The following is a 15,811-nucleotide window of genomic DNA, read 5'->3' on the forward strand; positions in this document are numbered from 1 at the left end:
TGGCCTCAGGCGGAGGCTCTTGTTATTGCCGGCGCTCTCGCAAGGGAGGCGGGCTTTGTTATGACAGAGCAATTGCCATGCCTAAAATTGAATGGCCGTTCAATAACTCCTGAAAACGACGTCGCGACGTGTCTATTCGAGACGTCCGACAAAAGGTATTTCGAAGTGCCATCAACGCCAGTGAAAGCTCTGCCCCGTTGCGTGTGAGCATATCGGTAGCACTTGTGGGAACTGGCCTGCGCGCGGTTGCTGCGCAGTGTCACCGCACGCACGGGTGACGGGCGGTAGCAGGCGCTGGTACGCGTCACGGGGCAGGAATGCTCTTATCTGATTACGACGCGCTAAAAGGTGGCGCGCCGGGTTGGAAGTGTTCCGTTAGCGAGCAGTTTTGACTGGTCTGACTCTCCACCCTTTTCCAAATCAAACATAAATCCTGTGGCGAGGGGATTTATCCCCGATCGGCTGCGCAGCAGTCGTAAACCCATCCACCGCGGTGTGTCAGGCAAAACTCGATTGCAGGACTTGGGGCCGCTTCGCAGCCCATCCGGGATAAATCCTGTGGCGAGGGGATTTATCCCCGATCGGCTGCGCAGCAGTCGTAAACCCATTCACCGCGGTGTGTCAGGCAAAACTCGATTGCAGGACTTGGGGCCGCTTCGCAGCCCATCCGGGATAAATCCTGTGGCGAGGGGATTTATCCCCGATCGGCTGCGCAGCAGTCGTAAACCCATTCACCGCGGTGTGTCAGGCAAAACTCGATTGCAGGGCTTGGGGCCGCTTCGCAGCCCATCGGGGATAAATCCCCTCGCCACAGGGCAACTCGGTGTCAGCACTCAACCGCGCTCACCGCCAACCCACCGCGCGACGTCTCTTTATATTTGTCATGCATATCGGCGCCGGTATCGCGCATGGTGCGGATCACCCGGTCCAGCGAGATAAAGTGCTGCCCGTCACCACGCAGCGCCATCTGCGCGGCGTTGATTGCTTTCACCGCCGCAATTGCATTGCGCTCGATGCACGGCACTTGCACCAGACCACCCACCGGATCGCACGTTAGCCCAAGGTTGTGTTCCAGGCCTATCTCCGCCGCATTGCACAGTTGCTCGGGTGTCGCGCCAAGAATCTCCGCCAGCCCCGCCGCCGCCATCGCGCACGCCGAACCGACTTCGCCCTGACAGCCGACTTCAGCACCGGAGATCGAAGCATTCTTCTTGCACAGAATCCCCACTGCCGCCGCGCTGAGTAAGTAGTCAACGACATTGGCGTCAGTCACCGCCTCGCTGAACTTCATAAAGTAGTGCAATACCGCCGGTATGATCCCCGCCGCGCCATTGGTCGGCGCCGTGACCATGCGCCCGCCCGCAGCGTTCTCTTCATTCACGGCGAGGGCGAACAGGTTGACCCACTCCATCGCGCTCAGTGTCGAGCCAATCACATTGGGCTTGCCCAGCTCCTGCAAGCTGCGATGCAATTTCGCCGCACGCCGACGCACATTCAACCCACCGGGCAAGATGCCCTCGTGTTTCAAGCCCTGCTCGACGCAATCCTGCATCGCCCGCCACAGTTTCATCAGCCCGGCACGGATTTCTTCCTCACTGCGCCAGACTTTTTCGTTGGCCAGCATCAGTTCGGCGACACGCAGGTTGTGCTTCTTGCACAGCTCCAGCAGCTCGACGGCGCTGGAAAAGTCATAAGGCAATTCGGTGCGATCCAGATCAACCACACCGCTGGACGCCTGCGCCTCATCCACGACAAATCCGCCACCGACCGAATAGTAGGTGTCGCGATGCAACTCGCCGTGATCGCCTTCGGCAACCAGGGTCATGGCGTTGGGATGGAACGGCAGGTTTTCCTCGATCAGGCGCATGTCGCGGGCCCAGACAAACGGCACCGACAAGCGACCATCCAGAAGGAGTGTGTGGGTTTCACGCAGGGCCTGGATGCGCGGGCCGATCTGCGACGGATCGATTGCGTCCGGCCACTCGCCCATCAGGCCCATGATCACCGCGTTGTCGCTGCCGTGTCCGATACCCGTGGCCGACAGCGAACCGAAAAGCTGAACCTCAATGCGCCGCACCTGTTCCAACTGATGCCTGTCGCGCAGCGATTCGACAAACAATGCCGCCGCGCGCATTGGCCCGACGGTGTGGGAACTGGAAGGGCCGATGCCGATTTTGAACAGGTCGAAAACGCTGATAGCCATTGCTGCAGAGCTCCTGAGAATGCTGATCCGGGGCGTGAAGCGCCCGCTGGCGGAGCTGCTACGCTCAAGCTGCGATCCGCCGGAATGCCCGCATCATCAGGCTTTTGATAGCTCGTACGGCGTCTGGCACCGACGCACTCATGCTCACTAACGCCGCGCCGGTTTTCCCGCTCATTTGCGCCGTTTTTATGCAGTTCAGATGGCCAGACAGGGTAGAAAAAAGCTGTAAACGACGTCACTGACACTGGATGCGACCATCCCTGTACTGGATACGACCCCCCCTGTAGGCGTCAGATTTTCACTGGTACATGATCGTTATGACTCGATTGCAAGGCGACGTGGTAGAGCTGTCTCCAGAACGCCATCCAACCGCAACCCATAAGTGCGGTGGTCCAGTCGGAACACTGCCAAAAAAAACACCAAGGAGTCCATCCATGAAAGGTTCCCCGTCGTTGTTGTTGGCCGCCATGCTGAGTCTGCCGTTACTGGCGCAAGCTGCAGAACCGGCACAGTGCAGTACCGTGAATTTCTCCGATGTTGGCTGGACCGACATCACCGCCACCACCGCTACCACCTCCGTCGTCCTCAACGCCCTCGGCTACAAGACCAAGACCACCATGATCTCCGTGCCCGTGACCTACAAGTCGCTGGCCGACGGCAAGAACATGGACGTATTCCTCGGCAACTGGATGCCGACCATGGAAAACGACATCAAGGCCTACCGCGACGCCGGCACCGTGGAAACCGTGCGCACCAACCTCACTGGCGCCAAATACACCCTCGCCGTGCCGCAAGCCTTGTATGACAAAGGTCTGCATGACTTCGCCGACATCGCCAAATTCAAGAAAGAACTCGACGGCAAGATTTACGGCATCGAGCCTGGCAACGACGGCAACCGCCTGATCCAGAGCATGATCGACAAGGACGCCTTTGGCCTGAAAACCGCTGGTTTCAAAGTCGTCGAATCGTCTGAAGCGGGCATGCTCTCGCAGGTTGACCGGGCTTCGCGCCGTGGCACCGAAGTGGTGTTCCTCGGCTGGGCACCGCACCCGATGAACAAGCGCTTCAAGATTCAATACCTGACCGGCGGCGACGAGTTCTTCGGCCCCGATTTCGGTGCGGCCACCGTAGCGACCAACACCCGCAAGGGTTACGCCACGGAATGCAGCAACGTCGGTCAGTTGCTGAAGAATCTGGAATTCACCGTCGACATGGAAAGCGAACTGATGGGCAACATCCTCGACGACAAGATGAAGCCTGACGCGGCCGCCAAGGCCTGGCTGAAAAAGAATCCACAAGTGCTCGATACCTGGCTCGCTGGCGTGACCACCATTGACGGTAAGCCTGGCCTGGAGGCCGTGAAAGCCAAGCTGAATCAGTAATCGCTTATGCCGGGCGGTTCAGGCCGCCCGGGCTGTTTATTTCCTTGCATGCGGACGTTCACTACCATGCTGATTGATCAGAAAATACCTTTAGGCCAGTACATCGCGGCATTCGTTGAATGGTTGACGCAACACGGCGCCAACACCTTCGACGCAATCGCCGTGACGCTGGAAACGATGATCCACGGCGTGACGTTTGCGCTGACCTGGTTCAACCCGCTGGTCTTGATCGGCCTCATCGCCCTGATTGCGCATCTGATCCAGCGCAAATGGGGACTCACCGCTTTTGTCGTTGCTTCGTTTCTGCTGATCCTCAATCTGGGTTACTGGCAGGAAACCATGGAAACCCTCGCCCAGGTGTTGTTCGCCACCTTTGTCTGCGTGCTGATCGGTGTGCCGCTGGGCATCATCGCCGCGCACAAGCCGATGTTCTATACGGTGATGCGTCCGGTACTCGATCTGATGCAGACCGTACCAACCTTCGTTTACCTCATTCCTACCCTGACCCTCTTCGGGCTGGGTGTGGTGCCGGGCCTGATCTCCACGGTGGTGTTCGCCATCGCGGCGCCGATCCGCCTGACCTACCTGGGCATCCGCGATGTCCCGCAAGAACTCATGGACGCCGGCAAGGCCTTCGGCTGCTCGCGTCGCCAATTGCTCTCACGGATCGAACTGCCTCACGCCATGCCGAGCATCGCTGCCGGCATCACCCAGTGCATCATGCTGTCGTTGTCGATGGTGGTGATCGCGGCACTGGTGGGCGCCGACGGACTCGGCAAACCGGTGGTCAACGCACTGAACACTGCTGATATCGCCCTGGGCTTCGAAGCAGGCCTGGCGATCGTACTGCTGGCGATCATGCTCGACCGTATCTGCAAACAACCCGACGCCAAAGTAGGGGGTGACGCATGAGCATTATTCGCTTCGAAGACGTCGACGTAATCTTCTCCAAGGATCCGCGCGAGGCGCTCAAGCTGCTGGATCAGGGCATGACCCGCAACGAGATCCTGAAAAAGACCGGGCAAATCGTTGGTGTGGAAAAAGCCACGCTGGACATCAACAAAGGCGAAATCTGCGTGCTGATGGGCCTCTCGGGTTCCGGCAAGTCGAGCCTGCTGCGCTGCATCAACGGCCTCAACACCGTGAGCCGCGGCAAGCTGTTCGTCGAGCATGAAAACCGCCAGATCGACATCGCCTCCTGCACGCCCGCCGAACTGAAAATGATGCGCACCAAACGCATCGCCATGGTGTTTCAGAAGTTCGCTTTGATGCCTTGGCTGACGGTGCGCGAGAACATCAGTTTCGGTCTGGAAATGCAGGGTCGCCCGGAGAAGGAACGCAAGAAACTGGTCGATGAAAAACTCGAACTGGTGGGCCTGACCCAATGGCGCAACAAGAAGCCTGACGAACTCTCCGGCGGTATGCAGCAACGTGTGGGCCTGGCCCGGGCGCTGGCCATGGACGCTGACATTCTATTGATGGACGAACCGTTCTCGGCGCTCGACCCGTTGATCCGCCAGGGTTTGCAGGATGAACTGCTGGAGCTGCAACGCAAGCTCAACAAGACCATCGTGTTTGTGAGTCACGACCTTGATGAGGCGCTCAAACTGGGTAGCCGCATCGCGATCATGAAGGACGGCCGGATCATCCAGTACAGCGTGCCGGAAGAGATTGTGCTGAACCCGGCGGACGACTATGTGCGCACCTTCGTCGCGCACACCAATCCGCTCAACGTGCTGTGCGGTCGCAGCCTGATGCGCACGCTGGACAAGTGCAAACGCATCAACGGCTCGGTCTGCCTCGATCCGGGCGGCGATTCGTGGCTGGACCTGGCCGAAGGCAACACCATCAAAGGCGCGCGACAGAACGGCGCGGCCCTCGACTTGCAGAATTGGGCACCGGGGCAAGCCGTCGAAGGGCTGGAGCGCCGGCCGACGCTGGTGGACTCGAATATCGGCATGCGTGATGCGTTGCAGATTCGTTACCAGACCGGCAACAAACTGGTGCTGCACGATAACAATCATGTGGTGGGGATCCTGGGCGACAGCGAGCTGTATCACGCGTTGCTGGGCAAGAACCTGGGGTAAGCCCCGCAGACACAAAAACGCCGCGAGAGGATCGCGGCGTTTTTGTTAGTGCAGATATTCGAATGTAAACAGAGAACCTGTGGTGAGGGGATTTATCCCCGATGGGTCGCGAAGCGGCCCCAAATCTGCAAGCGCGGTGGATCAGATCTATCGCGGTTGCTTCTTTCAGGACTGCTGCGCAGCCCATCGGGGATAAATCCCCTCGCCACAATAGTTCTGCGCTGCAAGTAACTGCACCGCAGAACTCCAAGTCTTAGCTGTACACCCGGCCAAGGAGCTGCCGATGGCTTTCAAACTGATCGAGCACATCCCGCGTGATCTGATCCTGCGTGAAGCCCATCAGGTCGTAATCCTGGCTGCCGTTGTGCAGGTACACCTCAGCGCGGTAGTAGCGCTGGCGCGCCTCTTCAGAGTCCACAGATTCAGTCGGCGTCGCGAGGTAACCCTCCAGGCTCACTTCATAAACGAAAGGGTTACCCTCTTCCATCTCGATGCGCACGCCCATGCAACGCTTGGATTTACCCAGCAGCGTCTGTACTTCCAGACCCTGAGCACGCATTTGCGCGGCCGCGTCTTCCAGCGCCGGGCTGACTTGCTTGTCCATGAACCGCTGAACCACCGATTGGCTCGGCTGCAGATCCAGTTGCGTCAGACGCTCACTGAAACCACGACGACCACGCTCGGCCAGTTGCGCTTGCTCCTGTTCGATCTGCACGTCCTGGCGCATCGCCTTGTGCAGGCCGAACATGAAGAACACCAGCACCACCGAGAACGGCAGACCGGCCAGCACGACCATGGTTTGCATGGCTTCAAAGTTACCGGCAAACAGCAGACCGATGGTCACCAGCGTGATAATGGCCGACCAGAAAATCCGCAGCCAGTGCGGCGCATCTTCGTCGACGTTGCCGCCCTTGCACGAAAGATTGGCCATCATCACCGCACCGGAATCGGCCGGGGTCAGGAACAGTACGAAACCCACGAAGATCGACACACCGATGACAATCTTCGACGCCGGGTAATGCTCGAGCAGCTGATAGATCGCCATCGACGGCTGTTCCAGCGCCGTCTTGCCGAGTTCCACCGCCCCATGATTCATCACCAGATCCAGTGCCGAGTTACCGAAGATCGACAACCAGGCCAGCGTGAAGCCCAGCGGAATCAGCAGCACACCGGCGACCAGTTCACGCACGGTCCGACCACGGGAAATCCGCGCGATGAACATGCCGACGAATGGCGCCCAGGAAATCCACCACGCCCAGTAGAACAGCGTCCACAGGCCCATCCAGCGTTCGGTTTTCTCGGCGCTGCCCTCATACACGTAAAGGTCGAAGGTTTTCAGCACGATGCCGTTGAGGTAGTCGCCGACGTTCTGCACGAAGCCGTTGAGCAAGTGCAAGGTCGGGCCGAACAGCAGCACGAAAATCAGCAGACCGCTGAACAGCACGATGTTCAGGTTGGACAGACGACGGATGCCGTTCTCCACACCCGACACAGCCGCGATGGTCGCCACGGTGCTCATCACAATGATCACGATCAGCAGGTTGGTGTTGCTGTGTTCCATGCCGAACAGGTTTTCAAGGCCCGACGACACTTGCAGCGAACCAATCCCCAGGTTGGTCACCAGACCCAAAAGGGTCACGAACATGCCGAAGCCGTCTACCGCATGACCGGCCGCACCTTTGACCCAACGCTCACCGACCAGCGGATACAGCGCCGAACGCAGTGCCAGCGGCTGGTTATGACGATAAGCAAAGTACGCCACGGCCAGACCGACCAGTGCATAGATCGCCCAGCCGTGCAGGCCCCAATGCAGGAAAGTCAGCTGTACAGCCTGACGCGCCGCCATGTTGGAGCCGGCAGTGCCTTCCGGCGGATTGAAATAGTGATCCAGCGGCTCGGAGGCGCCGAAGTACAACAGCGAAATACCGATACCCGACGAGAACAGCATTCCCGCCCAGGCGCCGTAACTGAAATCCGGGGTGTCGTCCTTGCTGCCCAGTTTGAGTTTGCCGTAGGAAGAAAACGCCAGGCCCACCACAAACACCAGGTAAGCGGCGATCACCACCATGTAGTACCAGCCGAAGCTGCGCGACAACCAGGCCTGAGCCACACTCAACATCCTGCCGGCCTCTTGCGGGGCGATGATCAGAATGGCGGTCAACAACAGAATCAGCGCGGTAGAGGTGTAAAACACCCAACCGTTGACCGTCACCTTCTCGGGCGGGGTCTTTATTAGCGAGGCAGAACTCATGGCACAAATGCTCCAGGCAGTGCGAGAGAAGAACACAAGGCAACACGGAACCCGACCAATCGGTTAGTTGGCAGCCGACCGGCGGGTGATATAAAGACACCCCGAAAAAAGCCCGAACCTGCCGAAATGGCGCTGCGAATCGCTTTCGTGGCCGAAGGTGTCCGGACGTTCATCCGAAACCTGGCCCCGAGCGTCTTGCCCTTTCAACACGTCCTTCGAATCGCGAACCGCGCCATGCCCCATACAGGTTTCAAGCATTTTCGGATGTCGGTTTTATCGCCACATACACGTAGGAAAAAGCTGTAGGCAGCGACGATTTGTCGCAGATCTTATTCTTTGTTGATTGAACGTTCAATCAAAACAAAATAGACTGGCCCTCAATCCGATAAGCGTTATTCGCCCGTCGGAAGGCCTAAGGAGATGTGCAAGATGCCCAAGGTCGGTATGCAACCCATCCGCCGCCAACAACTGATCGAAGCCACTTTGCAGGCGGTCGATCAGGTCGGAATGGGGGACGCCAGCATTGCGCTGATCGCCCGTTTGGCCGGTGTCTCGAATGGCATCATCAGTCACTATTTTCAGGACAAGAATGGCCTGATTGCCGCCACGATGCGGTATCTGATGACCGCCCTCAGCGAGAGTGTCACCGCACGTCGTCAGGCGTTGGCAGATGACAGCCCACGGGCGCATCTGCAGGTGATCATCGAAGGCAACTTCGACGCCAGCCAGGTCAATGGCCCGGCAATGAAAACCTGGTTGGCCTTTTGGGCCACCAGCATGCACCAGCCGTCTTTGCACAGGTTGCAGCGGATCAACGATCACCGCTTGTATTCCAACCTGTGCTGCCAGTTCCGCCGTGTGTTGCCGCTCGAAGATGCGCGCAGCGCCGCCCGCGGTCTGGCAGCCCTCATTGACGGGTTGTGGTTGCGCGGCGCGCTGTCGGGAGACGCTTTCGACACAGCGCAGGCGCAACAGATCGCTTACGAATACATGGATTTCCAATTGGCCAAGCAGGTGAGCTAGAGCACTCGAAAAAAGCTCGGCCCCTGAACTGTCACCGACCAGCGATGCCACAGCTACATGGCTCACCCGGTGACCAACGCCAACCACTTATGCACTTGCGAGGACACTATGGCCCGTTTCGAACTGCAAAAACTCTACATCGATGGCGCTTACTCCGACGCCTCCAGCGACGCCACCTTCGAAGCCATCAACCCGGCGAACGGTGAAGTCCTCGCACAAGTACAACGTGCGACCAAAGAAGACGTCGAGCGCGCTGTCGTCAGCGCCGAAAAGGGCCAGAAAATCTGGGCCGCGATGACCGCCATGGAGCGTTCGCGCATCCTGCGTCGTGCCGTCGACATCCTGCGCGAGCGCAACGATGAACTGGCTGCTCTGGAAACCCTGGACACCGGTAAAGCCTTCTCCGAAACCAAGTACGTCGACATCGTCACCGGCGCCGACGTGCTGGAATACTACGCAGGCCTGGTTCCCGCCATCGAAGGCGAGCAGATCCCGCTGCGTGACACCGCATTCGTTTACACCCGTCGCGAGCCGCTGGGCGTTGTTGCCGGTATCGGCGCGTGGAACTACCCGATCCAGATCGCCCTGTGGAAATCCGCTCCAGCGCTGGCCGCCGGTAACGCGATGATCTTCAAGCCAAGCGAAGTCACCTCGCTGACTACCCTGAAACTGGCTGAAATCTACACCGCAGCCGGCGTTCCGGATGGCGTGTTCAACGTACTGACCGGCAGTGGCCGTGAAGTCGGCACCTGGCTGACCGAGCACCCGCGCATCGAGAAAATCTCGTTCACCGGCGGCACCGACACCGGCAAGAAAGTCATGGCCAGCGCTTCGGCATCCTCGCTCAAAGACGTGACCATGGAACTGGGCGGCAAATCCCCGCTGATCATCTTCGACGACGCCGACCTCGATCGCGCCGCCGACACCGCGATGATGGCCAACTTCTACAGCTCCGGTCAGGTCTGCACCAACGGTACTCGCGTGTTCGTGCCGAGCCACCTGAAAGCTGCTTTCGAAGCCAAGATCGTTGAGCGCGTTGCGCGCATCCGCATCGGCAACCCGGAAGACGAAAACACCAACTTCGGTCCGCTGGTGAGCTTCGCGCACATGGAAAGCGTGCTGGGCTACATCGCCAAGGGTAAAGAACAAGGTGCCCGCGTGCTGTGTGGCGGCGAGCGTCTGACCGACGGCGAATTCGCCAAAGGCGCGTTCGTGGCACCAACCGTGTTCACTGACTGCACTGACGACATGACCATCGTTCGTGAAGAAATCTTTGGCCCGGTCATGGCGATCCTGTCTTACGAGACCGAAGAAGAAGTGATCCGCCGCGCCAACGACACTGACTTCGGCCTGGCCGCCGGTATCGTCACCAAAGACCTGAACCGCGCGCACCGCGTGATTCATCAGCTCGAAGCCGGTATCTGCTGGATCAACGCCTGGGGCGAGTCCGACGCAAAAATGCCGGTCGGCGGTTACAAGCAGTCGGGTGTTGGCCGTGAAAACGGGATCAGCTCGCTGAACAACTTCACCCGCATCAAATCGGTACAGGTCGAGCTGGGCGATTACGTCTCGGTGTTCTGATCTGACTCAGAGTCTGGATGGGGCCTTTGTGGCGAGGGGATTGATCCCCGCTGGGCTGCGAAGCAGCCCCCCTCCAGACACTGCAGTTCTCCAGATAGATCTCAATCGCTGATTTCAGGACTGCTGCGCAGCCCATCGGGGATAAATCCCCTCACCACAGGGGATTTTCTCCTCATCACAGGCTTTGCAAGGTCCCGGCGATCTCGACCTGACCAACTTCAAAGAGGGTGCATTCAATGTCCCAAGAATTCGATTACATCATCATCGGTGCCGGCTCGGCCGGTAACACCCTGGCGACCCGTCTGACTGAAGACGAAGGCGTCACCGTTCTGCTGCTCGAAGCAGGCGGCCCGGATTATCGTCTCGATTTCCGCACGCAAATGCCGGCCGCACTGGCGTTCCCGCTGCAAGGTCGTCGCTACAACTGGGCTTACGAAACCGATCCAGAGCCACACATGGACGGTCGCCGGATGGAATGCGGTCGCGGCAAAGGCCTCGGCGGCTCTTCGCTGATCAACGGCATGTGCTACATCCGCGGCAACGCGATGGACTACGACAACTGGGCCAAGCTGCCGGGCCTTGAAGATTGGGACTACCTGAACTGCCTGCCGTACTTCCGCAAAGCGGAAACCCGTGACATCGGCCCGAACGATTACCACGGTGGCGAAGGCCCGGTCAGCGTGACCACGCCAAAGGCTGGCAACAACCCGCTGTTCCACGCCATGGTTGAAGCAGGCGTGCAGGCCGGTTACCCGCGTACCGAAGACTTGAACGGTTATCAGCAGGAAGGCTTCGGCCCGATGGACCGCACTGTGACGCCGAACGGCCGTCGTGCTTCCACCGCCCGGGGTTACCTCGATATCGCTAAAAAGCGTTCGACTCTGACCATCGTCACCCACGCCCTGACCGACAAGATTCTGTTCGAAGGCAAGCGTGCCACCGGCGTGCGTTATCTGGTGGGCGACGCTGAAGAGCGTGTTGAAGCCAAAGCCCGCAAGGAAGTCCTGCTGTGCTCCGGCGCCATCGCCTCGCCACAGGTGTTGCAGCGTTCCGGCGTAGGCCCGGCAAAACTGCTGGAAAGCCTCGACATCCCGGTGGTTCACGACCTGCCGGGCGTCGGTGAAAACCTGCAGGATCACCTTGAGCTGTACCTGCAATACGCTTGCACCCAACCGGTTTCGCTGTACCCGTCGCTGCTCTGGTACAACCAGCCGGCCATCGGTGCCGAGTGGCTGTTCAACGGCACCGGCATCGGCGCCAGCAACCAGTTCGAGGCCGGCGGTTTCATCCGTTCGCGTCCGGAATTCGAATGGCCGAACATCCAGTACCACTTCCTGCCGGTAGCGATTAACTACAACGGCAGCAACGGTGTGAAAGAGCACGGTTTCCAGGCGCACATGGGTTCCATGCGTTCGCCGAGCCGTGGTCGCATCCAGGTGAAGTCCAAGGATCCGCGTCAGCACCCGAGCATTCTGTTCAACTACATGGCCACCGAGCAGGACTGGCAGGAATTCCGTGACGGCATCCGCCTGACCCGTGAAATCATGCAACAGCCGGCCCTCGATCAATACCGTGGCCGTGAAATCAGCCCGGGTATCGAAGTGCAGTCCGATGAGCAGCTGGACAAGTTCATCCGCGAACACGCCGAGACCGCGTTCCACCCGTCCTGCTCGTGCAAGATGGGCACCGACGAGATGGCTGTGGTCGATGGCGAAGGCCGCGTGCATGGCATGCAGGGTCTGCGAGTGGTCGATGCGTCGATCATGCCGATCATCACCACCGGCAACCTGAACGCGCCGACGATCATGATCGCCGAGAAAATCGCCGACAAGATCCGTGGCCGCCAGCCGCTGCCGCGCAGCACCGCCGACTACTACGTAGCGGGCGATGCGCCGGTGAAGGGCAAGGCGATGCGTGATATCACGCCTGCTGCTCAGTAATACTTGATACCGCGTCACGGCTAATCGCTGGCAAGCCAGCTCCCACAGGTTTTTGCGTCGTTCACAAATATTGTGCTCACCAGAAAACCTGTGGGAGCCTGACTTGATACCGCGTCACGGCTAATCGCTGGCAGGCCAGCTCCCACAGGGTTTTGCGTCGTTCACAGATAGTGTGGTCACCGAGAAACCTGTGGGAGCCTGGCTTGCCAGCGATGAGGCCCTACAATTCAACACCCCCTCCCCCTGATTCACAGTAAAACCCCCTACACCCCCTCTTCACTTGATCCTACCCCCACGCAGGCCTACTCTAGGTCTCGCGCAATCGTTTCACCCCTCCCCGCCGTCGCTTTACCGCTTCCCCCTAACAAGGAGGTTCCCGAATGTTCGATTTCCACCCCCAGCTCAAGCAGCGCTTCGCTGCCTTGCGCACGGGCGCTGAGTTCTTTTCCCTGCGGTATGTACGCGAGTCCGGCCAATACCTGTCGGTGCGCAAGAACGTTGCCGAGCCGCCGAGCCTGAGCCGCGACGAAGGTGCGATGCTCACGGTGCGGGTCAACGGCGTCGAAGCCTACGCTGCGACCAATGACCTCTCGCAACAAGGCCTGCAAGCCGCCCTTGAGCGCGCCGAACAGCAGGCCCGGCGGCTTAAGCCCCACGCCTTGCTCGACCTGCGCGATCAACCGGTCTCCAGCGACCGCGCGGATTACTTTTCGCCCAATCTCGAACAACCCTTCCCGTCCCTGAGCGAATGCTTTGAGCTGCTCGGCGCGGAATCCGCCTCGGTGCCAAAGGATGAGCGCCTGGTGAATTGGGAAGTCAGCATTGGCATCACCCACGTCGAACAGATCTATCTGAGCAGCGCCGGCGCCGAATTGCGCCAGGCCCAGCGCTTTGTCTACCCGAGCCTCGACGTCACCGCCTACGACGGCAACGACAGCCAGACTCGCAGCCTCGGCCGCGAGAACTTCGGCCAACAAGGTGGCGCAGACGTGATCAGCCGTTGCGGGCTGATCGGTGCCGGCCCGCAAGTCGCCGATCAGGCGCTGCAACTGCTGCTCGCGCCGAACACCCCGCAAGGCCCGCGCGACCTGCTGCTGATGCCTGACCAGATGATGCTGCAGATCCACGAATCCATCGGTCACCCGCTGGAACTCGACCGCATCCTCGGCGACGAACGTAATTACGCCGGTACCAGTTTCGTCAAGGCGTCTGACTTCGGCAGCCTGCAATACGGCTCGAAACTGCTCAACGTGACGTTCGATCCGGGCATTCCCGAAGAACTCGCCAGCTACGGCCATGACGACGACGGCAGCAAAGCCAGCAAACAATTCCTGATTCGTGATGGTCTGCTGCTGCGTCCACTCGGCGGTGCGCTGTCGCAGTTCCGTGCCGGGATGGACGGTGTCGCCAACAGCCGCGCCTGCGGCTGGAACCGTCCACCGATTGATCGCATGGCCAACCTCAACATCGAGCCGGGCGATCAGCCGCTGAACAAACTCATCGAAGGCATCGAGCACGGCATCCTGATGAGCACCAACCGTTCATGGTCGATTGACGATGCGCGCAACAAATTCCAGTTCGGCTGCGAATGGGGCCAGTTGATCGAAAACGGCGAACTCAAAGGCGTGGTCAAGAATCCCAACTATCGGGCGATTTCCGCGCACTTCTGGAAAAGCCTGCGCGCCGTCGGCGATGCCAACACCGTCAAGGTGCTCGGCACGCCGAACTGCGGCAAGGGCGAACCGAACCAGGTGATCCGCGTCGGCCACGCTTCGCCGGCCTGCGTATTCAGCAACATTGATGTATTTGGGGGAGACGCCTGATGAGCATTTCGAAGAGTCAGTCCGACGCCTTCAAGGTCATGGTCGATTGGCTGCGCGACAGCGTCCGCGAGCCGGAACAGTTCACCCTCAGCTACGCCGCTGAATCTTCGGCGTTCGTGCGCTTCAATCACGCCAAGGTGCGCCAGGCCGGGCAGGTGCAACAAGCCAATATCGTCCTGAAACTGATCAACGATGGTCGCCACGCCGACCTGCAAGTCACCCTTTCCGGCGATCAGGAAGGCGACCTGCAGCGGCTAGCCGAAGGCCTGCAGCAACTGCGTGAAACCCTGCCGCTGCTGCCGCAGGATCCGTATCTGCTGCTCAACCACAATGGCTGGCAGAGCAGTAAAGTGCAGGATCATCCGCTGCCGGATACCGAGCAAGTGGTCGACGAAATCTGCGCCGCCGCTGAAGGTCTGGATCTGGTTGGTTTTTATGCCGCAGGCCCGATCAGCCGTGGTTTCGCCAGTTCCTCAGGCGCGTTTGGCTGGCATCAGGCCAACAGTTTCAACTTTGACTTCAGCTTGTTCCATGAGAACGGCGAAGCGGTGAAGGCCAGCTACGCCGGGCACGACTGGAGCAGCGAAGACTTCACCAAGCGCTTCCAGCAGGCTCGCGAACAACTGGAGTTTCTCGGTCGCCCGCTGCGCACGTTGCCGCCGGGACAGTACCGCGCCTATCTCGCGCCAGCCGCGCTGGAAGAAATCATGGGCATGCTGAGCTGGGGCGGTTTTTCGGCGCAGTCGATTGCCAGCAAGAGCAGCCCGCTGCAGAAGTTGTATGTCGGCGATCAGGCGTTCAGTCCGCTGGTGTCGCTGGATGAGAAAGTCAGCGATTCGCTGAGTCCGGCGTTTTCCGGCGAGGGTTATCCGCGCAGTGATTTGCGCCTGATCATCGAGGGCAAGGCTGGAGATCAGTTGGTCGGTTCGCGCAGCGCGGCCGAGTATGGTCTGACGGCCAACGGTGCCAGCGGTGGTGAATCACCGAGTGCGCTGAACATGGCCGCCGGGGATTTGCCACAAGCGGAGATTCTCAAGCAGTTGGGCACCGGGCTGTACATCAGCAATCTGTGGTACCTGAACTTCTCGGATCAACCGGCGGCACGCATGACCGGCATGACGCGCTTCGCGACGTTCTGGGTCGAAAACGGCGAGATTCAGGCGCCGGTCAGCACCATGCGATTCGACGACAGCGCCTACAGCCTGCTCGGTTCGCAGCTGGAAGCGTTGACGACCGAGCGAGAGTTGCTGCTGTCGGCGAGCACGTATAGCCAGCGCAATACTTCGTCGGCGTTGCTGCCGGGAGCGTTGGTGAGCCGGTTGACTCTGACGTTGTAAACACGCTACTCCCCAATACACAGGGGCTTGAGTACGGGCCTCTGTGGCGAGGGGATTTATCCCCGATGGGTCGCGCAGCGGCCCCAAAAAATGGGACTGCTGCGCAGTCCATCGGGGATAAACCCCCTCACCACAGGGACCGTTACCACAGGGTTCCATGTAGTACATGAATTTGGATTAACCA

The 15,811-nt window shown here is 59.6% G+C and carries 10 protein-coding genes; 8 read left to right on the plus strand and 2 right to left on the minus strand.

What is annotated here, in order from left to right:
• Positions 1–826: 826 nt before the first annotated feature.
• A complete protein-coding gene (locus ACA061_RS24845) occupies positions 827–2,203 on the minus strand; it encodes an L-serine ammonia-lyase (RefSeq protein ID WP_150601907.1) in 1,377 nt (458 codons plus the stop codon).
• Between the two features lie 434 nt (positions 2,204–2,637).
• Here ACA061_RS24845 and ACA061_RS24850 point away from each other — a divergent pair, with 434 nt between their 5' ends.
• The 3 genes from ACA061_RS24850 to choV all read left to right on the plus strand — a co-directional run bounded on the left by ACA061_RS24850 (position 2,638) and on the right by choV (position 5,672).
• A complete protein-coding gene (locus ACA061_RS24850) occupies positions 2,638–3,585 on the plus strand; it encodes a choline ABC transporter substrate-binding protein (RefSeq protein ID WP_150617795.1) in 948 nt (315 codons plus the stop codon).
• A gap of 66 nt (positions 3,586–3,651) precedes the next feature.
• Entirely contained in the window at positions 3,652–4,497 is an 846-nt protein-coding gene (gene choW, locus ACA061_RS24855) for a choline ABC transporter permease subunit (RefSeq protein WP_042561472.1), read from the plus strand.
• The gene (choV, locus tag ACA061_RS24860) at positions 4,494–5,672 is read left to right on the plus strand and encodes a choline ABC transporter ATP-binding protein (RefSeq protein ID WP_042561473.1); all 1,179 of its coding nucleotides are present in this window, start codon (positions 4,494–4,496) and stop codon (positions 5,670–5,672) included. The genes choW and choV overlap by 4 nt, the downstream gene beginning before the upstream one ends.
• Positions 5,673–5,925: 253 nt before the next feature.
• On the opposite strand, the gene betT is transcribed toward choV, so the two are convergent.
• Positions 5,926–7,923 (minus strand): choline BCCT transporter BetT, encoded by a 1,998-nt coding sequence (betT, locus tag ACA061_RS24865; RefSeq protein WP_150617796.1) that lies wholly within the window; start codon positions 7,921–7,923, stop codon positions 5,926–5,928.
• Positions 7,924–8,352: 429 nt separating this feature from the next.
• Here betT and betI point away from each other — a divergent pair, with 429 nt between their 5' ends.
• The 5 genes from betI to ACA061_RS24890 all read left to right on the plus strand — a co-directional run bounded on the left by betI (position 8,353) and on the right by ACA061_RS24890 (position 15,627).
• Positions 8,353–8,946, plus strand: coding sequence for a transcriptional regulator BetI (gene betI, locus ACA061_RS24870; RefSeq protein WP_042561476.1), 594 nt, complete (start codon positions 8,353–8,355; stop codon positions 8,944–8,946).
• A gap of 108 nt (positions 8,947–9,054) precedes the next feature.
• A complete protein-coding gene (gene betB, locus ACA061_RS24875) occupies positions 9,055–10,527 on the plus strand; it encodes a betaine-aldehyde dehydrogenase (protein ID WP_150617797.1) in 1,473 nt (490 codons plus the stop codon).
• Positions 10,528–10,763: 236 nt separating this feature from the next.
• Positions 10,764–12,467, plus strand: a complete 1,704-nt coding sequence (gene betA, locus ACA061_RS24880) for a choline dehydrogenase (protein WP_150617798.1) — start codon at positions 10,764–10,766, stop codon at positions 12,465–12,467.
• Positions 12,468–12,847: 380 nt separating this feature from the next.
• A complete protein-coding gene (locus ACA061_RS24885) occupies positions 12,848–14,290 on the plus strand; it encodes a TldD/PmbA family protein (RefSeq protein ID WP_150617799.1) in 1,443 nt (480 codons plus the stop codon).
• On the plus strand, positions 14,290–15,627 hold the full coding sequence (locus ACA061_RS24890; RefSeq protein WP_497300206.1) for a TldD/PmbA family protein: 1,338 nt from the start codon (positions 14,290–14,292) through the stop codon (positions 15,625–15,627). Before ACA061_RS24885 ends, ACA061_RS24890 begins: the two co-directional genes overlap by 1 nt.
• Positions 15,628–15,811: the final 184 nt, after the last annotated feature.

The sequence above is a fragment of the Pseudomonas sp. LBUM1668 genome (assembly GCF_059695715.1).